At 40.9% G+C, this 22,532-nt stretch carries 21 protein-coding genes; 3 read left to right on the forward strand and 18 right to left on the reverse strand.

Translation table 11 applies throughout. The features are described from left to right. The first annotated feature begins 86 nt into the window (after nucleotides 1–86). Nucleotides 87–3,161 carry an efflux RND transporter permease subunit gene (locus HBHAL_RS10945; RefSeq protein WP_014643478.1) on the forward strand — a complete coding sequence of 1,025 codons (3,075 nt, stop codon included), beginning with the start codon at nucleotides 87–89 and terminating at the stop codon, nucleotides 3,159–3,161. Nucleotides 3,162–3,362: 201 nt separating this feature from the next. Here the strand turns inward: HBHAL_RS10945 and HBHAL_RS10950 are convergent, their stop codons facing one another. Then, nucleotides 3,363–3,719, reverse strand: coding sequence for a YppE family protein (locus tag HBHAL_RS10950; RefSeq protein ID WP_014643479.1), 357 nt, complete (start codon nucleotides 3,717–3,719; stop codon nucleotides 3,363–3,365). A gap of 58 nt (nucleotides 3,720–3,777) precedes the next feature. Further along, nucleotides 3,778–4,038 (reverse strand): hypothetical protein, encoded by a 261-nt coding sequence (locus HBHAL_RS10955; protein ID WP_014643480.1) that lies wholly within the window; start codon nucleotides 4,036–4,038, stop codon nucleotides 3,778–3,780. 485 nt (nucleotides 4,039–4,523) lie between these two features. Between HBHAL_RS10955 and recU the strand changes: the two genes are divergently transcribed. Both recU and HBHAL_RS10965 read left to right on the forward strand, forming a co-directional pair. Then, a complete protein-coding gene (gene recU, locus HBHAL_RS10960) occupies nucleotides 4,524–5,135 on the forward strand; it encodes a Holliday junction resolvase RecU (RefSeq protein ID WP_014643482.1) in 612 nt (203 codons plus the stop codon). After that, on the forward strand, nucleotides 5,136–7,835 hold the full coding sequence (locus HBHAL_RS10965) for a penicillin-binding protein 1A (protein ID WP_014643483.1): 2,700 nt from the start codon (nucleotides 5,136–5,138) through the stop codon (nucleotides 7,833–7,835). Between the two features lie 43 nt (nucleotides 7,836–7,878). On the opposite strand, the gene nth is transcribed toward HBHAL_RS10965, so the two are convergent. The 16 genes from nth to HBHAL_RS11040 all read right to left on the reverse strand — a co-directional run bounded on the left by nth (nucleotide 7,879) and on the right by HBHAL_RS11040 (nucleotide 22,486). After that, the gene (gene nth / locus HBHAL_RS10970) at nucleotides 7,879–8,541 is read right to left on the reverse strand and encodes an endonuclease III (protein ID WP_014643484.1); all 663 of its coding nucleotides are present in this window, start codon (nucleotides 8,539–8,541) and stop codon (nucleotides 7,879–7,881) included. A gap of 10 nt (nucleotides 8,542–8,551) precedes the next feature. Further along, nucleotides 8,552–9,256: a DnaD domain-containing protein gene (locus tag HBHAL_RS10975; protein WP_014643485.1), complete on the reverse strand. Its 705-nt coding sequence runs from the start codon at nucleotides 9,254–9,256 to the stop codon at nucleotides 8,552–8,554. 79 nt (nucleotides 9,257–9,335) lie between these two features. Then, nucleotides 9,336–10,628, reverse strand: a complete 1,293-nt coding sequence (asnS, locus tag HBHAL_RS10980; RefSeq protein WP_014643486.1) for an asparagine--tRNA ligase — start codon at nucleotides 10,626–10,628, stop codon at nucleotides 9,336–9,338. Between the two features lie 21 nt (nucleotides 10,629–10,649). Continuing rightward, nucleotides 10,650–11,834, reverse strand: a complete 1,185-nt coding sequence (locus HBHAL_RS10985) for a pyridoxal phosphate-dependent aminotransferase (RefSeq protein WP_014643487.1) — start codon at nucleotides 11,832–11,834, stop codon at nucleotides 10,650–10,652. 13 nt (nucleotides 11,835–11,847) lie between these two features. Further along, nucleotides 11,848–12,381, reverse strand: a complete 534-nt coding sequence (locus HBHAL_RS10990; RefSeq protein ID WP_145956040.1) for a cell wall elongation regulator TseB-like domain-containing protein — start codon at nucleotides 12,379–12,381, stop codon at nucleotides 11,848–11,850. Continuing rightward, the gene (locus HBHAL_RS20580) at nucleotides 12,338–12,508 is read right to left on the reverse strand and encodes a YpmA family protein (protein WP_065814010.1); all 171 of its coding nucleotides are present in this window, start codon (nucleotides 12,506–12,508) and stop codon (nucleotides 12,338–12,340) included. Before HBHAL_RS20580 ends, HBHAL_RS10990 begins: the two co-directional genes overlap by 44 nt. Nucleotides 12,509–12,612: 104 nt before the next feature. Then, nucleotides 12,613–15,405, reverse strand: a complete 2,793-nt coding sequence (dinG, locus tag HBHAL_RS10995; protein WP_014643490.1) for an ATP-dependent DNA helicase DinG — start codon at nucleotides 15,403–15,405, stop codon at nucleotides 12,613–12,615. 106 nt (nucleotides 15,406–15,511) lie between these two features. Continuing rightward, nucleotides 15,512–15,901, reverse strand: coding sequence for an aspartate 1-decarboxylase (gene panD / locus HBHAL_RS11000; RefSeq protein ID WP_014643491.1), 390 nt, complete (start codon nucleotides 15,899–15,901; stop codon nucleotides 15,512–15,514). 25 nt (nucleotides 15,902–15,926) lie between these two features. Beyond that, entirely contained in the window at nucleotides 15,927–16,787 is an 861-nt protein-coding gene (gene panC / locus HBHAL_RS11005; protein ID WP_014643492.1) for a pantoate--beta-alanine ligase, read from the reverse strand. Nucleotides 16,788–16,798: 11 nt separating this feature from the next. After that, entirely contained in the window at nucleotides 16,799–17,620 is an 822-nt protein-coding gene (panB, locus tag HBHAL_RS11010; protein ID WP_014643493.1) for a 3-methyl-2-oxobutanoate hydroxymethyltransferase, read from the reverse strand. Continuing rightward, nucleotides 17,613–18,605, reverse strand: coding sequence for a biotin--[acetyl-CoA-carboxylase] ligase (locus HBHAL_RS11015; protein ID WP_014643494.1), 993 nt, complete (start codon nucleotides 18,603–18,605; stop codon nucleotides 17,613–17,615). Before HBHAL_RS11015 ends, panB begins: the two co-directional genes overlap by 8 nt. Then, on the reverse strand, nucleotides 18,581–19,792 hold the full coding sequence (locus tag HBHAL_RS11020; RefSeq protein ID WP_014643495.1) for a CCA tRNA nucleotidyltransferase: 1,212 nt from the start codon (nucleotides 19,790–19,792) through the stop codon (nucleotides 18,581–18,583). Before HBHAL_RS11020 ends, HBHAL_RS11015 begins: the two co-directional genes overlap by 25 nt. After that, nucleotides 19,785–20,912, reverse strand: coding sequence for an N-acetyl-alpha-D-glucosaminyl L-malate synthase BshA (gene bshA, locus HBHAL_RS11025; RefSeq protein ID WP_014643496.1), 1,128 nt, complete (start codon nucleotides 20,910–20,912; stop codon nucleotides 19,785–19,787). The genes HBHAL_RS11020 and bshA overlap by 8 nt, the downstream gene beginning before the upstream one ends. A 4-nt stretch (nucleotides 20,913–20,916) precedes the next feature. Further along, a complete protein-coding gene (locus HBHAL_RS11030) occupies nucleotides 20,917–21,333 on the reverse strand; it encodes a methylglyoxal synthase (RefSeq protein ID WP_014643497.1) in 417 nt (138 codons plus the stop codon). A gap of 15 nt (nucleotides 21,334–21,348) precedes the next feature. Next, nucleotides 21,349–22,152: a 4-hydroxy-tetrahydrodipicolinate reductase gene (gene dapB, locus HBHAL_RS11035; RefSeq protein ID WP_014643498.1), complete on the reverse strand. Its 804-nt coding sequence runs from the start codon at nucleotides 22,150–22,152 to the stop codon at nucleotides 21,349–21,351. After that, nucleotides 22,145–22,486: a nucleotide pyrophosphohydrolase gene (locus tag HBHAL_RS11040; RefSeq protein ID WP_014643499.1), complete on the reverse strand. Its 342-nt coding sequence runs from the start codon at nucleotides 22,484–22,486 to the stop codon at nucleotides 22,145–22,147. The genes dapB and HBHAL_RS11040 overlap by 8 nt, the downstream gene beginning before the upstream one ends. Between the last annotated feature and the right edge of the window lie 46 nt (nucleotides 22,487–22,532).

Here is a 22,532-nt window from a genome sequence, read left to right on the forward strand (position 1 = left end):
TTGACACATGTGTCAAAAAAAAGTTTATACTTGATGTAATCAAAAAAATAGCTGATTAATTTTAATGGTAATAAGGAGGAACAGAGATGTCCAAAATACTGCAATTCAATAAGATCATTTGGGTTTTCATTATTCTGCTGATTTTCACAGGTATCTTTACTTATCTTCAGCTCCCAAAAAGAGAAATCCCAGAGATCAATGTTAATGTTGCATCGATTTCTACCGTCTTCCCAGGGGCAACGCCTCAGGAAGTAGAACGAACCGTCATTAATCCATTGGAAACCGAATTATTAAACATCCAGGGGGTTGACCAAGTCACATCAGCATCAACCACTGGTTTTGGTTCTATTACCACTACACTTACCGGGGATGCTGAGCCGAATACAGTGAATTCAAAAATTCGACAGGTGGTCTCTGATGTTTCACGCGGTTTCCCCGGGGAGGTACAGGATCCTGATGTAAATACAGACCTTAATTCATCTTCTGTAGCTTCCTATCACTTACTCGCCGACAATGAGGAAGACCTTTATAATCTTAGAGATACATTAGAAACTTGGCGGACCGAATTAACTGGAATTACTGGCGTAGAATCTATTCTTATTAAAGGCTTGCCTGAGCAAAAAGTTTCCGTCAGTTTAGATAATACACAGCTTAAAGAAAATCAATTATCTCCCTCACAGGTCATCTCATCCATCCAGAATGAAATTGCACCTGCAGCAATAGGAACTGAACAGGAAGATAACAAAATTTATCAGCTTATCCTTGATAAATACTCAAATATTGATGAATTGTCTCAATTATCAATTGGTCAAAATAATGCAGGTGAAAGTGTAACCATTGAAGATATCGGCTCCATAAATGTGATCAATGAAGAAGTAGATGACCTGATCTCTTATGATGGAAAAGCCGCGTTATCTGTGACAGTACTTGCCAAGGAAGGAGTAAATATATCCGCTTTACAGGATAGTATCACCTCTAGAATTAATACACTCTCAGGGGAATTACCAGCTGCTATTGAGGTGGATCAATTCTACACACAAAGTACGATTATAGAAGAAGTCTTCACAAATCTAATCACTTCGTTCTCGATCTCATTTTTTGCAGTAATCGTGATTATGGTGTTAGGTTTACCAATTTCTTCTGCTATTCTGGTAGCTTTGTCTATTCCGATTTCCATTATTATCGGTCTTATTCCACTCCCTTACGTAGGAGTAGATTTAAACCAGATATCCATTATTGGAATGATTATTGCCATTGGAATACTCGTGGACGATGCCATTGTAGTTAATGATAATATTCAGCGAAGGTTCCAGCTTGGAGATGGTGCTTTAGAAGGTACTATACGCGGAATTAAAGAGGTAAGAAAATCGATTGTTACCTCTACTCTTATGATTATCTTCAGCTTTTTCCCATTAACTTTCTTATCAGGTTCAAACGGTGATTTTATACGGGCTTTACCAACCGTGCTAATCTTTACTATCCTTGCTTCAACTATCATCGCTTTAACCTTTATACCAACCGTTCAATATGCAAGAAAACGCCGGCAGAAAAAGCAGAATAAATCAAAAGCAGGTCTCCTTGGCGGGTTCTTTAATTGGATCGAACGTGTTTATGCCGACTCCATTCTGCCAAAGACTACTAAAAAACCGTGGCTCACTGCTCTTACAGGTTTAATTTTATGCGCTCTACTTGCCACACTGGTTGTTCGCATTCCTTTTGAGTTCTTTCCTTCTGCGGACCGTCCCGAAGTGACTATATCCGTAGAATATCCACAGGGAACGCCGATTGAAGAAACTCAAGAGCAACTTGAAGAAATGAAAAACTTCTTAACAGGTCAAGAAGATAATATTACGGAATCCGCGATTTATACGGGTACAGGTCTTCCTGGTATCTTCAACTCATCCCTGACACGTTCAGGCGAAAATACAGGACAGCTTTTAGTTAGAGTAGACCGTGATGAAACCAGCGCTTCTACCTTTATTAATGATTGGGAAGAGCCTCTTAGAGAAGAGTTTTCGAATGCAGAAGTATTTCTGGAAACCATTGTGTCTGGTCCTCCTCCATCTCCACCTGTTCAGGTGAAAATTCAAGGACCAGAATTAGAGCCGCTCATTCAGGAAGCAAGAAATGCCAGGGATCGACTGGCTGACATCGATGAAGCAGAAATTGCAACCATTAATGCTGGATCCGGACAGCCATTTACCCAATTTAATCCAGACCGTGATAAGCTGGCTGATAATAATATACCGATCAGTCAAATTACTTCTCAGCTCCAGCTTGCTAACACCGGAGTGCCTCTTGGAACGTTTGATAATGGGGTCGAACGTCTTCCTCTGGAAATTATACTTGATGACGGAGATCCAAATGGGGTTAATTTAGAAAATTTAACGGTAGTCAGCCAGCAGAATCCAAGTGAAGGTCAACCACCTGATACGTTCTCCTTAGATGAACTCATTTCTCAGGAAGAGGTTGAACAAGTTGGGGCTATTCCTCATCTGGATGGCAAACGTACGATTACGGTCGAAGCTTATCCAAAAGAAGGTGCCGAAGAAACATTTACAAGTAAGTCCAATGAGGTTGTATCTGCAATTAAAGAAGACTTACCAGACGGCTATTCTCTTGTAGAAAGCGGGGAGACAGACGCCCAGACAGAGTTCTTTGTTGAAGTTGCTAAACTGTTCGTGATCGTCTTGTTCCTGATTTATCTGACCATCGCGATCCAATTCAACTCGTTATTAATGCCAGTATTAATAACCGGAACTGTATTTTTGGCTGTTACAGGAGCTATTATTGGTCTATTCGTCTCCGGCCAGCCACTAAGTTTCTTAGCAGTTCTGGGGATTGTCTCATTATCAGGTATTGTCGTTCGTAATTCTGTTATATTGATTGAATTTATCGAACAGAATAAAGAAACCTACTCATCTACGATTGAAGCTGTAATAGAAGCAGGGCGTGCCAGAGTAAGGCCAATTGTACTTACTTCTCTAACTTCAATTGCAGCTCTTACGCCGATAATATTTACAGGGGATGTCTTGTTTAAGCCACTTGCGGTGTCTATCGTGTCTGGCTTGTTATTTTCAACTATCCTCACCCTGTTACTTGTACCTGCATTCTATTTAATTATCGTAAAAATTACGGGAAAGAAAACAACACATGAATAAACTCCCTATGCTTTCAAAAAGAATTAACATTTCTATATAAACTTCGCTGCCGGTTAATCCGGCAGCTTTTTTTAACTTAACCCATTCAAACTCCTCAATTCTATTTTCCGGAATAATTATCAGAGTCTTTCATCTTCTGAAAAATTATAGGAGATCAACAAAAAAACCTCAGTGGTTGCACTGAGGTTTTTAGATAATTTATTACCTGTTTTTTATATCGCTTAATATCATATCCAGAACGTAATGAACGGATTGATATAGTTCCTTAAACCTTTTCCGATGCACATCCACATAGTAGCTGTGCAAAATAATCATTTCGATATTTTCATTCGTAGATTTAATCTGATTCGGATGTACGCTTGCCCCTCGATTTTTTACATACTCCTCAGCTTCTTCACTCCACCGACTGTTCAGATCAAACATAGGCGAGGTCTCTTTCTTCACTTTTTCAAAAAAAGCGTGATTTTTTTTATCGACGGGACCCTCAGTTTCCAGAAATTGAGTATGGAGTCGATCGATCAGTTGCTTCAAATCTTTTGTATGTTCTTCTAACGGCAAAATATATTCACACCTTTTTAGTTTACCTTACCATGATTATATCTTCTATATCAACGAATTATATAGCTGAAACCTGGTCCTTTGGGTGATGATATTTCTCTCTAACCTGAGCTTCCTGGTCAAGCCTTACTTCTTCAATCTGCTGCTTTAAATGAAATAATCCATCATAAAGGTCATCCATTTCTTTTCTATGGGCTACAGCCATACTAAATACAGTCTCATCCGTTTTTGTGGCTACCTGCTTCTTTAAACCTGACATTTTATCTTTCAATTTAAGCAGCTGCTCCTCGAATTCTGAAGAAGTGCGATATATTTGCACATTCATCTCCTCCTCTACCCTGATACCCTTTTAATTCTCCTGTTTATGTATAACTCCTTCCCCAATGACAAGACTAGAACTAATGCTACAAAACAAGTCAAATTGAACAAATACCTTCGACAGTAAAGGAGGACTTTTTATGCCAAAAAAGAAAGATCAAAAACCTAAAAAACCTGAACCTGCGAAAACGGATAATCCGAAGCTTGCTGGTGAAAACCGTCCATCCACTTAATAAAAGGGCTGCTGCTGAATTAATTAGCAGCAGCTTTTTTTAATCCCCCTTAAACAAGTTCTTTTTTTCGAATAGAGTAATTAGTTCGGAAAATAAATGGTATAATTGTCCATGATTTGAACTTTTTGTCGAATGCTTAAAATATATGAAACCTTTTAGTTGTCCATACGTCTAAAAAATTGAAGCCTTCACATATATCCTTGGAGGTTATTTTTTGGTATGATACTCTCATGGCTGCAGGGAGGTATAGTGAATGAAATATCCCAATGGAAAACGGTCGGCTAATGCAAAGAATGTTTCCGCACCTAAACAGCAAAAAAAGACGACGTTCAGCAATCGTGGAATGACACTGGAAGAAGATATCAGTATAACGAACAAATACTACTTAGAGTCTCAAATCGCAGTAGTTCATAAGAAACCAACCCCCGTCCAGATTGTAAATGTGGATTATCCCAAAAGAAGTGCTGCTGTAATAAAGGAAGCCTATTTTAAGCAAGCTTCTACCACAGATTTTAATGGAGTTTATCGCGGGAAGTATATCGATTTCGAAGCTAAAGAAACAAGAAATAAGACGTCATTCCCCTTAAGCAACGTCCATCAACACCAGATTGACCATATGAAAGCAGTGGACCTACAAGGTGGAATTTGTTTTATGATCATCAAGTTTGCTCCGTTGGAGGAAGTGTATTTACTTCCTTCTAAGCAACTATTTATATTTTGGGATGAGCAGTGGAAAGGCGGTAGAAAATCAATTCCCTACGCTTTTATTAAAAAGGAAGGTTACCACATTCCTTTCCATTTCCAGGCAAGAGTTGATTACGCTGCTGCTCTGGATAGGCTTATTTCTGAATTGGAGGAGAACTAAATGGCAAACGAAAGCCAATCACGTACAGCAAGAAGAAATCAGATGAAGGCTTCTAAGAAAAAGAAAGGAAAGCCGTTGTTTAAGAAAATATTATTAACCATATTGATCGTTGGTCTTGTATTAATGATCGGTACCGGAGGGTTGTTCGCTTATTATATTTCAAGTGCACCTAAATTAGATGAATCGCAATTATCCACTCCTTTTTCTTCAAAAGTTTATGATATGAACGATAACCTGGTTACAGACTTGGCCGGAGCAGAACGAAGAACCAAAGTAACTTATGACGACCTGCCTCCAGTTCTTAAAGACGCGGTAATCGCTACAGAAGACTCAAGATTTTACGACCACATAGGTATTGACTTCAGAAGAATAGTAGCGGCGGTCGGAGCTAACATTACGAGCGGCTTTGGCGCAGAAGGTGCCAGTACCATTACCCAGCAGGTTGTTAAGAGATCATTTCTAACGAGCAAAAAGACGATTGAAAGAAAAGTACAGGAACAGTATTTAGCTATTAAGCTCGACCAGGAGTATTCGAAAGAAAAAATCCTGGAAATGTATATGAATAAAATCTACTACGGAGCAGGTGCTTATGGCGTTGCGGAAGCTGCCAAAACCTACTTCGGAAAAGAAGACTTAAATGAGTTAACTTTACCGCAGGCAGCTCTTTTAGCTGGTCTGCCTCAGCGTCCATCGGCCTATAATCCACTTGAAAATCCCGATCTTGCGAAAGATCGAATCAATACGGTGCTTAATTTGATGGTTATGCATGGGAAAATTTCAGAAGAAGAAGCTGAAGAAGCTAGAAAAACAGATGTAAAGGATATGTTAGACAAAACAGAAACGGAAAAAGAGACACCTTACGATGCATTTATTAAAAAAGTAAAAGAGGAAGTCAAAGCTAAAATGGACGGAGCTGATATTCACAGAGATGGATTAAAAATCTATACTACTCTTGACCCCAAAGCCCAAGAATCTGTGCAAGAGCTCTTAAGCAGCGATGGTCCTATCTCGTGGCCTGATGAGGAGATCCAGACAGGGGTAGCTGTCACAGATACAAAAACCGGAGCTGTCCGTGCAATCGGAGGCGGCCGCGATTACCAGGGTAGTAACTTAAACTATGCCACAGATATAACAAGGCAAGCTGGATCAACGTTTAAACCTATCATGGCTTATGGTCCGGCGATACAATATAATAAAATCTCCACCTATCATCAAATTAAAGATGAAGAATATGAAGTTAATGGAAAAGATATCAATAACTTTGATAACCGTTTTAGGGGCTGGGTCTCAGCAAGATATGCGTTAAGCCGATCCCTCAACGTCCCAGCTATCAAAACTTTGCAGGATGTGGGCATGGACCAGGCTGTAGAATTTGCATCAGGGCTGGGGATAGACATTGTTAATCCTCAGCCTGTAGAGGCATATGGCGGTGGAGCAACTGGGGTAAACCCTTTGCAAATGGCTGGAGCATTCGCTACTTTTGGGAATGAGGGCGTTTATAATGAGCCCTACACGGTGAGGAAAATTGAAGTACCAGGCGAAGATACACTGGATACTAAACCGGAACCGAAATCTGCGATGGACAGCTATACGGCGTACATGATCAGTGATATGCTGCAGACTACTATGTCAGAAGGCTCAGGGCAAGCAGCTAATATCTCCGGACTACCTGAAGCAGGAAAAACCGGAACGACAAACCGTGAGGACACTGCACCGGATTCCTGGTTTAATGGATATACCACCAACTATTCTATTTCCATATGGACCGGCTATAATAATATGGAAAAAGGTTTATCCGATGCCGGAAAAAATATACCTAAGCAGATCTTCAAACCGCTAATGACTCAATTATCAGAAGGTAAAGAAACAGCTGACTTTAATAAGCCAGAATCCGTTGTACAAGTTGAAGTTGAAGAAGGATCACGTCCAGCTAAGCTGCCTAGTTCGAATACACCGCAGAGCCGGATTGTAACAGAGCTTTTCCACGTTGATAACCAGCCATCAAAGGTTTCTAAGACATTTAAACAGCTGGATCCTGTGAATTCTCTAACAGGACAATATAACGAAGGCTCAAATTCCATTGACTTAAACTGGTCCTACGGCGATACAGAGGATGTTTCATTCCAGGTCTCCGTATCGATTGATGGCGGAGATTATAGAGAATTAACTACGACAAAAGATAAAAGTGCCAGCGTTTCTAATGTTCAGCAAGGGGCAACTTATCAATTTGCCGTCAAGGCTGTAAGTGACAGTGGCGAAGCCGAAAGCAGTGAATCCACTGGAGAAAGAGTTCAAGTACCTGGGGTCCAAGGAAATCCATTAGAAACTCCTGAAGAGGAGTCTCCTGATGAAGAGCCTTCTACGGAAGAGCCTTCTGAGGAGGAAGAACAAGCTCCAGAGGAAAATAATGAAGATGCTCCAGCAAATGAAGAAGACACTCCACCTGAAGAAAATACAGATGAAGAACCTCCTTCCCCTGAGGAAGGCAATGAAGAAGGTAATGAGAACAACCAGGGCGATAATGGCGAAGAAGGAAACAATCAAGAGAGCGAGAATCAGGGCTCTGAAAATTCCGGAAACAACAGTGAAAACGGGGATTCTGAAGGTTCTGAAGACAGCAATAATGAAGAAGCGCCTGAAGAACCTGCCCCTGAGCAGCCTAATACAGACGAACAAGAACCTACAGAAGAAGCGGCTTAAAAAAAGCGAACTCCGAAATGGAGTTCGCTTTTTTCATACATTATTATTGTTCTCTTGTTTCTTGTTTTCTCATCCGTTTTTTCCCTTCTCTGCATAAAACCAAGAGAGGACATTCTTCACAATTTGGTCTTTTGGCTTTACAGTGGTAGCGGCCAAAAAAAATCATACGATGATGCGTAACGCTCCACTCTTCTTTGGGAACTTTTCTCATCAGTGTTTTTTCCACTTCCAGAACGGAATCTTTCCAGCGGCATATGCCTAATCGCTTGGAAACACGCTCAACATGAGTATCCACAGCAATTGCGGGTTCATTAAATGCTACAGATGCTACGACGTTGGCCGTCTTCCTGCCTACTCCTGCCAGACTTTCTAATTCCTCTTTCGTAGGCGGAACTTGACCATTAAACTGATCCACTAACGTTTGAGAAAGCTTCTTAATATTTTTAGCCTTATTTCGGTAAAGACCAATTCGCTTAATATCATTCTGTAATTCTTCAAGAGACACCTCTATATAATCAAATGGTGTCCTGTATTTCTGAAACAATTCAGGTGTGACTTTATTAACAAGTGAGTCTGTTGCTTGAGCGGATAACACAACAGCCACGAGCAATTCGAAGGGGTTCGAATGGTTTAATTCGCACTCTGCCTCAGGAAACATCTGTTTAAAAACATCTAAACAATAACGTATTTGTGTTTTATTCAGCATAGTAGGCTTTTTATGAATCCTCCTCTAACCAATTGTAGTATAAAGATACATCACGTTTTTTTTGCTTGTTTTCCTCTTCTTTCTTTTTCGAACTGTTGTTTCCGCCCTGGCGGAATTGCTTTCCCTGCTCACGTGCCTGCTCGACCGTATGAACCCCTTTTCTCTTCCACTCTCTTAAAATGCGGTCAATGTATTTGAAATTTAGTTTGCTCATTAATACCGCTTCCCGTAAGGCAGCTTTAATTAAAGCAGGGGATTGCTGTTCTTCATCAAGCCATATATTAATATTTTCTATCTCAAAAGGGGATAATGGTCTTCCGAATTCCTGTTCAAATAACGGAAAAATATTTTCATTAAACTCCTGGGCTTCTTCCCTCCGTCTTGGTGTGTAGCTGAATAGCTTATCCCAAAGAGGTTCAAGAGAATAACATTCCGTCAAGACCTGCTGCTCGTTCTGCTGCTGCTCGATTTGCAGCAACTGCTTTTGAATCAAGCTGCGAAGAATGCGTGAACATTCTTGACTGGAAACGGATAGGTATTGGGCTAATTCCTCAGGAGTAGGAAATAAATTCCCTTCCGCACGGAAACGGTGAAGCTGAAGAAGTAAGAGGAGTTCTCTTTCTCCCATACCTAATTTTTGATAATCCGTTAACAGCTGCTTCGGTATCATCATTTGATTGTCTATCATTGATTGAAAACTTTGATACTTAGCCATACGATTCACTCCCGATTATGATTTCAAAGAAAAACACCGATAACGCCATGAGGCGGGTAATCGGTGTTTTTTCCCGTACTTATGGATACAGTCGATTCAACAATCTAGGGAATGGAATAGTCTCACGCACGTGCTCAACACCTGCGATCCAGGCTACTGTTCGTTCCAATCCAAGCCCAAATCCAGAGTGAGGTACACTTCCATATTCTCGAAGCTGCAAGTACCAATTATAAGCGTCACCCGTCAACCCGTGGTCTTCGTAGCGTTGTTTCATAAGTTCTAAATCATCAATTCGCTGAGACCCTCCGATAATTTCACCGTAACCTTCAGGAGCAATTAAATCAGCGCACAAGACCACTTCTGGTCTAGCTGGGTCAGGCTTCATATAAAAGGCTTTAATCTCTGCCGGATAGTTTGTAATAAAAACAGGCTTATCATAACTTTCAGCTATAGCTGTTTCGTGGGGGGCTCCGAAATCATCTCCCCATTCAATGTCATCAAATCCTTTTTCCTTCACAAGCTGGATGGCTTCATCGTAACTAATGCGAGGAAATGGAGCTTGAATCTTTTCTAATTGCCCGGTATCGCGTCCGAGCGCTTCCAGTTCAATTTTACAGTTCTTGAGTACAGATTGTACAACATGAGACACATACTGCTCCTGAACTTCCAGACTGTCTTCGTGGTCCATAAATGCCATTTCAGGCTCAATCATCCAAAATTCAATTAAATGCCTTCGGGTCTTTGATTTCTCAGCTCGGAATGTCGGTCCAAAGCTGAACACCTTACCAAAGGCCATTGCTGCTGCTTCCATATATAACTGACCGCTCTGGGACAGATAGGCATCTTCTTCAAAGTATTTGGTATGGAAAAGTTCTGTTGTTCCTTCTGCCGAAGATCCGGTTAAGATCGGTGGATCAATTTTCACATACCCATTTTCATTAAAGAATTCATAAGTTGCCCGAATAATTTCATTGCGGATCTTCATGACTCCATGCTGGCGTTTAGAACGTAACCACAAATGTCTGTGATCCATTAGAAATTCAGTGCCGTGCTCTTTAGGTGTAATTGGGTAGTCCACAGCTTCGTGAATGATCTCGAAATCCGTCACTTGCATTTCATATCCCAATGGAGACCGGGTATCCTCCACAATTGTGCCAGTGACATACATGGAGGATTCCTGCGTAAGTGCTTTTGCCTCCTGGAATTTATCTTCCCCTATATCGGCCTTTACTACGATTCCCTGCATAAATCCAGTTCCATCCCGTAACTGAAGAAAAGCAATTTTTCCGCTTGAACGCTTATTAGCAAGCCAAGCCCCTATAGTAACTTCTTCATTAAGATGTTTTGAAACTTGAGAAATTGTTGTTTTCACGCTTATACCTCCAGCTTAACTTTATGATTGATGATTGTTAACAAATTGTTTAATTCTATCTGCTGCCTTTTCAAGCTGATCCAGTGATGTTGCGTAAGATAAACGGACATTTTGCGGAGATCCGAATCCTGAACCAGGGACTAAAGCTACTTTTTCCTGATCAAGGAGCGCTTTCACCCATTCGTCTACATCTGAAAAGCCACCTGATTCGGCCGCTTTTTGAACATTTGGAAACAGGTAGAAGGCACCGGACGGCTTCACACATTCTACTCCAGGAATAGATGTAAGTTTATCGTAAAGAACATCCAGGCGTTCTTTAAATGCCTCTCTCATTTTAGTTACATCCTCATCACTCCCGATGTAGGCGGCAAGCGCAGCATATTGAGCGATGGAAGTAGGGTTGGAAGTAGAGTGAGATGCCATGTTGGACATAGCTTTTATAATAGTTTTATTACCGGCAGCAAATCCGATTCTCCACCCTGTCATAGAATGAGATTTAGAAACTCCATTTATGATGACGGTCTGGTTATACAGTTCTTCTGATAATTGAGCAATAGAAATATGTTCTTCTGATGTGTACACCAGCTTTTCATAAATTTCATCTGAAATTATTAATATATCGTTATCAAGGCAAACTTGACCAAGGGCTTGTAATTCTTTTTCTGAGTACATCATACCTGTGGGATTACTTGGGGAATTGATCACAACCGCTTTTGTGTGCTCAGAGATCGATGCCTTCAATTGTTCAGGAGTAATCTTAAAGTTATTCGACTCATCAGCCGTTACAATGACAGGTTTTCCTTCTGCCAATTTGATCTGTTCAGGATAACTTACCCAGTAAGGAGCTGGAACGATAACCTCATCGCCCTTATTCAATAACACCTGGAAAAGGGTGAAAAGAGCGTGCTTAGCCCCGGTAGTAACGATGATTTGTTCATTCGTATAAGTTAAATTTTGATCTCGCTTTAGTTTTGCACTTATAGCATTCTTTAACTCAGGTATCCCACCTGCAGGTGTATATTTTGTCAAGCCTTCATCCATAGCTCTTTTTGCTGCGTCTAAGATATGAGCAGGTGTATTGAAGTCAGGTTCTCCTGCTCCTAGACCTATCACATCATGACCCTCTGCTTTTAAAGCCTTAGCCTGTGCTGTGATCGCCAGGGTACTGGATGGCGTAAGGGATTGAACGCGGTTAGCTAATTCCATTATATCCACTCCTTTATTGATTTTGTTTAAATGCAAATCGCTGATTAAATCGTTCTCCATTAAGATTAAAGTAATCAAATACATATCGATTCTGCGAGTCTACATACGTAATTTCATAGACCGGCTGCTCTTCTTCGTAACCTAATTGAATATTTTTATATATACAATTTTGACAATCCGCTCTCCAGCTCTGCTTCAGCTGTTGCTCAGCTATGATTTCCTGATTCATTTGTTCATTCAAGATTTCATTCTTGGACAAATCGATGAAAACAAGCCCTTCTTTACCACCTTGAGTTTTTCCTTTCACAATATGTACCTTACTTTTACCGTGATAGATGCTTACTTTTTCAACTGTAGCGATCTCTGTCTGATTAAGCGCCATTTCCCGGGCTGCTTCCTCTCCAGTGTGAAGATCCTTGTTAATACTCACGTACATCCATACAGCTAAAGCCCCGCTGAGAAAGAAGAGAGCTCCTATAATGATAAAGCTCCACTTCAGCCAGCTAGGTACGGTAAATGGTGAAGACTGCGGTTTCATTGTCCTCATCATCAAGTGCCAACCCAAACATTAGATTTTTATCTTTCAAGGTACGGTTTAAAGTATCCACAATTTTATATAGGTCGTCAGATTTTTGAATACGGACCGTCGAAAGGGTTTCTACTTTATTTTCCACATGATTTCCCTCCATGATTCAGAAATAATATTTTTTATCTTTTTATCAAGCCCTTCCTAGTATAACAGTTTAGAAGGACCATGTTGATTGAAATTACCTTTGGATTATAACCATTGTTCCATTTGATTGATCAGCTCCCGGGTAGACCGATAGCTGACCGGAACTTCTGGAATGGAATTTAAAAAGTACTTTCCATATCTTGCTTCCATTAACCGCTGATCACATATGAAAACAACTCCTCGATCCGTGCTGGACCGAATGAGTCTTCCAAATCCTTGTTTAAACCTGATAATGGCTTGTGGAAGTGACCTTTCCATAAAAGAGTTTCGGCCACTTTCTTTCATTTGAGCATCTCTCTTGGACTGAACAGGCTGGTCTGGCGGTTGGAATGGCAGACGCACCATTACTAAACAGGAAAGGTCCTCACCGGGAATATCCACTCCTTCCCAGAATGAACTGGTTCCTAATAGAATGGATTGCTCAAAGGACTGAAAATTCTTCTTCAATCGATCTCGGCTCCCGCTTGACACCCCTTGAGCGAATATCATGAATTCCTCCGGATCAATAATCTCCTTCAGCAAGCTGTAAGTTTTTCTAAGCATATCATAAGAAGTAAACAAGACAAGCATTCTTCCTTTGGTCACTTCGGCAATGGAATAGATCGCTTCACTAATGGCATCGATATATTCTTCTGGATTACGTTTAATATCTGGAAAATCATTGGGAACCATTACCTGAACCTGCCGATCATAGGAGTATGGTGAAGGAATAATTGATTCCATCAAGTCCTCTTGATCTATACCCAATAATTCTTTCATATAAGAAAAAGAGCCTTCTGTAGATAGAGTCGAACTCGTAAGCACTACACTCTCTTTTTTATGGAATAATTCCTCTCTCAGTATATCTGCTATGTTGAGTGGTTCACTGAACAGGTAAATCGAATTATTTGCACCTTCTCCCTCTATTTCTATCCATTTCACTAGTTCTTCAGAATCAGAGTCAAAGTAATCCGTTAATTGCTTCCGGATTTGATGGCAAAGTTCAATCTGTCTATCGAGTCTAGTTATTAAAATAGGCAATGAGTGATCCTCTGCCATACTTGCAGCCAATCGCAGTTGTTCACGCATGTGATCCATTCCTGTAATTAACTTGAATAATAAAGCGGTAAAACGGTGTGACATCTCCCTGGCAGTTGACTGGAACCCTGATGACTCTCCCATTTTCATTCCATACTGAATGCGGCCAACGTCACTTTTTTTTCTGTTCCCTTTGTTTTCCCTTTTAATGCTTTGAAAAATATATTTGGACAGTTGATTCAGTTCTTCTTTTGCTTCATCCACGGTTGCCTGACACTTTTTCGCCTCTTTGTAAAAGGATTCACGAAAAACCCATTGTCGATAGGTACTTTTCTTAAACATATCACTAAACTGACTAAGTTGTCTCTGCAGTTCCTTATAATTCATCCTTATTCCAAAGTAACGACTGGCTACAGGTTCAAGATGATGAGCTTCATCTATAATGGCACGGTCATAAGATGGCAGTCTTGGTTCTTCACTTACTAAGTCCATACAGAACAATGCGTGGTTCGTAATGAGAAGATCCGCATGAGAAGCTTTTTCTTGAGCCCAATGATAGAAAGAATCTTCCCCTAAATCTAAATCGACCGTCTTGGTGGATTGTTCAGCTGAGACCTTGTGCCAGAATTGCCTGCCATTGGAAGGCAATTGAATTTCATCCACATCTCCCGTGGCTGTTTCTGTAAGCCAAACTAGAATAATTGCTTTTGTAAGAGCAATATCATAGTTGTCCTGACGGGATTGCTCAAGTTCATAACTAAAGTGGATCAAACTGATATAGTGACTTCTTCCTTTATAAAGAACTGTACGAATAGGACGTTTAAATAAATGCTCTAAACTTGGAATCTCCTCTTCAAGCAGCTGTTGCTGCAAGCTAGTGGTATGAGTCGTTACAAGAACCCGCTGACCGTTTTGGACGGCATAATATAGGGAGGCTAATAAATAAGCGATGGACTTACCTGTCCCTGCTCCCGCTTCAATCAGTGCATGCTTGGATTTCTCCAACGATTCATACACTAGTTCAGTCATATCCCTTTGTCCAGTACGGGATTCATATTGCTTCATGACTTTTTTCATGCCTTCCTTATCTTCATAAGCTTCGTCTACCCATTTACTAAAAGGATGAAGTTGAGAGGAATTTTCCGCTTGAGGATGGCTGGATTTTTTTACTGGAATTCCATGTATTAACGTGTAGCCCTCTTCTTTCTCCAGAGAGTAACGTTTGTCGTCCCTTATTTTTGTTATAAAAGGACGCAGCTCACTTTTAAGCTTTTCTTCTACCTTCAGTAAATGAAACAAGGTCCGCTCAGGAAGACGACTCATTCGCTTAAGAAGATAAATCAGCAAATCTCTTGTCACTTGTGCGTCAGATAAGGCTCTATGAGGACGATCATGTCCCATCCCTAATAGGTCGGCCAGCTGTCCCAGTTTGAAAGTGGGGGAAGTAGGTATTAAAATTCGTGCGAGTTCTACGGTGTCAATAACAGGATTATGTAATGGTTCGTAACCGCATCGTTTAAATTCACCATTAAGAAACCCAAGATCAAATTCAATATTATGGGCAACAATATAGCTGTCTTTAATAAGATGATAAACCTCATCAATAATTTCTGAAAAAAAGGGAGCATCCAATACATCCTCTTCCTCTATCCCCGTTAAAGAGGTTATAAACGGCGGGATGCCCCTGTCAGGGTAAATAAGAGAAGAGAACTCTTTGATGACGGAGCCTGTCTCTTTCGTAATCACGATCCCTATCTCAATGATCCGATCTTCTTTAGCGTTTCCTGTCGTTTCTAAATCCACAATAGCAAATGTAGTCATCAATATCCCTCTTTCAAACTTCACTTAATAGCAAAAAGGAAGGACCCCGCCTTATATGAAGCCCTGGCAAAGATCCCCTCTGTACTAATGCAGCTCTATAAACTTACTAAAAAGGTAAAGCTGTAAGCGGTGGTTCTTCTTCCAGCAATTCGGCAATCTGATTATGATCATTCATTAACGCGATTTTAGGTTTAAAGTCCGCTAATTCATTCTCACTTACCATAGCATAAGACACGATAATAACAATATCATCAGGTTGTACTAGTCGAGCTGCAGCGCCGTTCAAGCATACGACTCCGCTTCCTCTTTCTCCAGCAATTACGTAAGTCTCTAATCTAGCTCCATTATTGTTATTAACAATCTGGACTTTTTCATGCGGCAGAATTCCTACCTCGTCTAATATATTTTGATCAATGGTTATACTTCCCACATAGTTTAAATTAGCTTCAGTTACGCGAGCGCGATGAATTTTCGACTTCATCATCGTACGGAACATATTCAGTCCTCCTCGAACCTCTTCATTAAGATATATCTCCCGGGTGGAAAACCGTATTATCTATTAATCGAGCATTCTCATAATAAACAGCAGCAGCAAGAATTACTTGCCGATCGAAGGTTTCAATAGGCTCCAGCTCAGGATACGACAATAACTCAATATAATCTATTTTACCACGAGTTTCCCTTTCAAGAAACTGCCGGGTTTCTTGTATAGCCTCCTGTATGTCAGGGTTTCGAGTCTGCATGAGGCGGCTCCTCCCCTTTTGTAAAGCTTTCTGGATCGCAGGTGCTTCTGATCTTTCCTGTGGAGATAAATTAATATTGCGGCTGCTTTTAGCCAAACCATCGTCCTCTCTTACTGTTGGTACAGAAACCAACTGGACAGGAAAATTGAAGTCCTGAATAAGCGCATCCACTACGGCCACCTGCTGGGCATCCTTTTGACCAAAATAAGCCTTTGTCGGACGGCATATATTAAATAACTTGGTCAAAATAGTCACTACACCCTCAAAATGTCCTGGACGGCTTCGACCGCATAAGACGTGTGCTCTTTTGCTAACCGTCATTTCTATGGATAATGGAGCCGGGTACATCGTTTTATTTTCAGGCAGGAAAATGAAGTCTATATCATTTCTTTTCGCTACAGACAGATCATGATCAATATTTCTAGGATAATGATCCAGGTCTTCATGCTCTCCAAATTGCAGAGGATTAACGTAGATACTTAATATAACATAATCGTTTTCTTTCCGGGCTTCCTGAAGGAGACGTTCGTGCCCTTCATGTAAATAACCCATTGTTGGTACAAACCCAATCGACTTTCCTGCCCGGGTAAGGTCAGCAGTCGTTTTTTGCATTTCTTTTATCTCTTTTATAACTTTCATTTTCATACCCCTTAAAGGTCTGGCAGACTGTCAGGATCCATCGTGAACGTATGTTTAACTTCTGGGAATTCTTTTGATTTCACATCATTCACGTAAGATTGAACAGCTTCTCCCAGTACGTGGTTACTATCCATGTAAGGTTTCACAAATTTCGGTAAGCGGTCGACTCCATATTTTAATATATCGTGATAGACGAGGACTTGTCCATCACATTCTGCCCCTGCTCCTATACCAATCGCAGGAATAAACAATTCTCTTGAAATAACTTCTGCTAATTGTCTTGGTATACATTCCAGAACAATGGCAATGGCTCCTGCAGCCTCAATCTCTTTTGCTTCTTGAAGTAAACGGGCTGCTGTTGCCTTATCTTTCCCTTGAACTCTGTACCCTCCTAAAACGTGAACAGATTGTGGGGTTAAACCTATATGTCCCACCACCGGTATACCTGCGTGCACAAGTTTTTCCATCGTCTGAATGACTTCACCGCTTCCTTCCAGTTTCAAAGCTTGAGCTCCTGTTTCCTGAAAAAGTTTCTTTGCGTTGTGTAAAGAATCCTGGGTGGACACGTGGTAGGACATAAATGGCATGTCTACTACCGTGAAAGTATCAGGAGCCCCTCTTTTCACGGCTTTGCCGTGATGAATCATATCAGCGATCGTAACAGGAATGGTAGAATCATACCCAAGTACCGTCATTCCAAGGCTATCTCCCACTAAAATCATATCTACTTTCGCTTGTTCAGCAATTTTAGCCGATGGATAATCATAACTTGTAATCATGGCTATTTTGTCTTTCTCCTGTTTCATTTTTATGAACTGACTTTTATTAAGCATGGTATCCTCCTTCCCCCCAATGAATCTCGGCTGAATATAGTTTCTCCTCATTCCCGTCCTTATCTCTGGCTCGAAGTGCTCCATCTGGCTCGATCCCAATAAGGGTAGCCTGCCATTCCCGCCTCATAGTCGATATGGTAACTTCTTCTCCAATCCGATAACCAAAATGCTCCCATTCCTTCTTTACTTGTTCAAACCCTTGCTCTACATAACTATCATATGTATTTTCAAATAGACGCAGGATCGATTGAATGGTTTGTTGGATATCCCACTCTTGACCGGACTCAATCTTTAAAGAAGAAGCCTTGTGTCGGATATCTTGCGGGATTTCATTCAACTGCTGGTTTACGTTCATGCCGATTCCTAAGACCACATATTGGATTTGGTCATGTTCAGCTTGCATTTCTGTTAAGATTCCTGAGACTTTTTTATGGTCAATAAGCAAATCGTTAGGCCATTTTATCTGTGGGTGAAGATTAGTCTTCTCTCTTACCATCTTGGCAAGCACGGTAGCAGCAAGCAGTGTAAGTTGAGGCGCCCTCATAGGAGGAAGATCGGGACGCAGCAAAATACTCATCCATATCCCCTTTCCTTTAGGGGAATGCCAGTTCCTTGCCATTCTACCTCTTCCTTTTCCTTGTGCATCCGCTATTACAACCGTTCCATGAGGCTTACCTTGGCTTGCTAATTGATGCCCTATTTCCTGAGTGGATTCAACTTGATCGAAATGGATGAGCTTCTGTCCCAGCCATTTTGTCTCCAGACCCCACTGAAGTGTATTGCCGCTAATCTTATCAGGAGATGAAAGAATTTTATATCCTTTCTTTCGAACTGCTTCAATTTGGTAGCCATCTTTTTTTAATTCGTTCATATGCTTCCACACAGCCGTACGAGAAATATTCAATGAGTCTGATAACTGCTGTCCAGATACATATCCCTTTTCCTTTTCCAATAAATCAATCAGTTGTTTTCGGGTGGATTCCACAGTAATGCCCACTCCTTTATTTTTTCATAATCATTGGGTAAATGTCTTTCAACGACTTGATGCTCTATTTCCTTCATGTATTCAGAAATCCAAGGCCCTTTTTGTTTATCAGCATATAAAGAAATGAGGTCCTGAGGCTGAAATGCGAGCTCCCTGCTCGAGAGAATAGGTAAGTTCTTACAACCCTCTTTTAAAAGCATAAGAATGGACTCATCTGCGAGACCCTTAGCCTGTAAAACTCTAGCAAAAGCTCTTTGTAAGGATTCAGGCAGGACGTACAAAAGCCAGGGGGTAACACGATTCTTAACTAGATATTCGTTCAACGCATTATTCAATTCTTCCGTTTCACGTCTCTCTTTGTTGGAAAGCTTCCACCTTTTCATCCATTCTTTAATAGAAAACGAAGGGGCATAAGTTAGGTAATAGGTGACCAGTTCAGGCCAGGAAGATAACCGCACAAGCGGCGCAATATTTGTGAAAGACGCTATTGTATTAAAGATTGGCAAGTATGTAATCAGATTAGTATCACTCACCATCGAAATAGCTTTTTTGTATCCACGCCCCCTATAAAGTTTCAGGGTTTCCACTGCAATTCTCTCCACGGATATATATCTAAGCAGGCTGGACTTAGCTGAGATCGCCTGCCTCGTACCATTTTCCACTTCAAATTCTAGCTGGCTTGAAAACCGGGCGGCTCTCATCATTCGTAAAGGATCTTCGGTAAACCGATCAAAAGGATCACCCACAGCTTTTACTTGTCGGTTTTCAATCGCTGCAAGTCCAGAATAAGGATCTATTATAGTTCCATATCGATCCATAGCCATAGCATTGATCGTAAAATCACGCCTGGCAAGGTCTGCCTTTATGTCACGTACAAATGTAACTTCATCAGGATGGCGGTAATCTTCATATCCTTCTTCTGTGCGAAAGGTGGTTACTTCGTAAGAAACTGAGCGAAAACGGACAATTACCGTTCCATGTTCAATGCCTACAGGAATTACTTTATCAAACATCTTCTGTATGTGTGAGGGAGGCTCAGACGTAGCAATATCTATATCTCCAAGTGGCCGTCCGGAAAGATAGTCTCTCACCGCTCCACCTACAATATAAGCTTCTCCTCCTCCCTCCTCTATTTTTGCTAATAATTCAAAGGCCGCTTCCAATTTTGTTTCGTTGCTTTCAGTCATTATTCAGCACCCGTTCATAAAGCTCCTCGTATTGAGTAAGAATTGTTCCCGATGCAAATTTAGTTTCTACCATCTGCTTTGCATTAACAGAAAGCTTGTCCATTAAATCTTCATCAGTCAGCATCTTCAGGGCAAAATAAGCAACCTGATCAACGTTACCCAATTCAGCAATATAGCCGGTTTCACCGTGGTCAATAACTTCTGGAATGCCTCCAATATTAGAGCCTATACAAGGCACCCCGCAAGCCATAGCTTCTAGAAGAACGAGACCAAAGCTTTCTTTTTCAGAAAGAAGTAACTTTAAGTCTGAGATGGACAGCAGATCGCTGACATTTTCCTGTTTCCCAAGAAAAAGCACCTGTCCTTCAAGCTCCAGATCTTTTACAAGCTGATGGACATCAGAATACTCAGGGCCGTCCCCTACGAGCAGAAGCTTTGCAGGGACTTCAGCAGCAATTTTAGAGAAAGCATGTACAACTTCAGGAACTCTTTTCACTTTGCGGAAATTTGAGATATGAATAACTACTTTTTCCTCTTCTTTAATACAATAATCTTCTCTTAGTGAATAAGAGGGCTTTTGATAATATTCTCTCTCATCTACAAAATTATAGATGACTTCTATCGGTTTATCCGTCGAAAGCTGATCTTGAGTCTGTTGAACTAAACTTTCAGAGACAGCTGTAACCTTATCGGATTGTTCAATACCAAATTTGATCATTTGTTTTAAGCTTGAATCAATACCAAGCACTGTAATATCCGTACCGTGAAGAGTAGTAATGATTTTTACATCACGTTTAGCCATTTGTTTAGCTAAAATAGCACAGATAGCATGAGGCATGGCATAGTGCACATGGAGAATATCCAGTTCTTCTCTGTTTATGACCTCAGCCATTTTATTAGCTAGCGCAAGATCATAAGGGGGATGCTGAAAAACCGGATAGTTACTGACTTCTACTTCATGATAATAGATATTTGGATACACACGATTTAACCGAAAAGGAACTTGGGAAGCTACAAAATGAATCTCGTGCCCTTTTTCTGCCAGAAGCTTGCCAAGTTCTGTCGCGATCACGCCTGATCCCCCTACTGTAGGGTAGCAGGTAATTCCTATTTTAGCCATATGATCACTCCTGCTCTTTCTTCTGTTCTCTAATGATCTTCCGCCACTCCAAATCGCCGCGATCGAGAGCGTGAATGAGTATTTCAGCTCCAGCCAGGTTAGTGGCAAGCGGAATCTGATGCACATCACACAGGCGAAGCAGGGCACTGATATCTGGCTCGTGAGGCTGGGCAGTTAAAGGATCACGAAAGAAAATGACCATATCCATTTCATCTTCAGCGATTTTTGCTCCTATTTGCTGATCTCCTCCTAAAGGTCCTGATAAAAATTTAGTAATGGGAAGACCTGATGCATCAGCGATGCGTTTTCCAGTCGTTCCTGTAGCAAACAGCTGATGGTTCTGTAATGTTTCTTTATAAGCTATAGCAAACTGTATAATATCCGTTTTTTTCTTATCATGAGCGATTAACGCAATATTCATCGTTCCGTCTCCCTTTTAGTCTAATAAGTGTTCAAGACCATACACCAGGACTTCCAGGTGCATGACTTTTTCAGTGGCTAATTTAACACCACTCATAAATGACTCACGATGATGGGAATCGTGTTTAATTGTAAGTGTCTGCCCAAGTCCTCCAAAAACAACTTCCTGGTGAGCAATTAATCCGGGAAGGCGCATACTGTGGATTTTCATTCCATCAGAGTCTGCACCGCGGGCACCAGCTAAATTTTCCGTTTCATTAGGGTGACCTTGACGATGACTTTCTCTGACTTCTCTAATGAGCTCAGCGGTTTTTATAGCTGTACCAGAAGGAGCATCTAATTTTTGATCGTGGTGTTTTTCGATGATTTCGACGTTTGGAAAATGCTTAGCGGCCCATTTAGAGAATTGCATCATCAGGACAGCCCCTACCGCGAAATTAGGAGCGATCACAGCGCCAATTTGTTTTTCTTCCGCGAGCTGTTTCAATTCCTCTAATTGTTCGGGTGTAAATCCTGTAGTTCCTACAACAGGACGCACACCATGTTCCAGGGCAAGTTTTGTGTGCTTATAACCATTTTCAGGAGTTGTTAAGTCAATTAGCACATCCGCTTCTATTTCACTCAGACACTTCTCCGGATCGTCAAAAATAGGCGCATCCAGGTTTGGCAAATTATCTATTTCGACGACATTTTTTCCTCCGTTTTTACGGTCTAAACAGGCTACGAGCGTTAAGTTTTCTTCTTTTTCAATTAGTTTCAGGGCTTCTGTCCCCATTTTACCTCGAGGTCCCGCTACTATCACCTTAATATTATTACTCATTTGAACTCTCTCCTTCTTTCCGTGTCCAACGGTCTTTGTCTCGTGTTTCAATTTTACTCATCGATTGTTCGAATGCTTCCGATAAATCCATGTCCAAAGAATTGGCAAAACAAGTTAAAACGAAAAGGACGTCCCCTAATTCTTCTTCCAATGCTTTGTTTTTCTCTGTCGATTTCTTTTGCTTCTCCCCATAATGATGGTTGATTTCACGAGCCATTTCACCAACTTCTTCAGTAAGCCTGGCTTGTAAACTTAATGGAGAAAAATAGCCCTCCTTAAACTGGGATATGTATTTGTCCACGCGCTTTTGAATATCTCCTGTAGTGTAATTCACGTTATCCGCTCCCTTTTTACGTTAGTATCTCTATAAATGGTAGCCA

The sequence above is a fragment of the Halobacillus halophilus DSM 2266 genome, from assembly GCF_000284515.1.
Taxonomy (GTDB): Bacteria; Bacillota; Bacilli; order Bacillales; family Halobacillaceae; genus Halobacillus; species Halobacillus halophilus.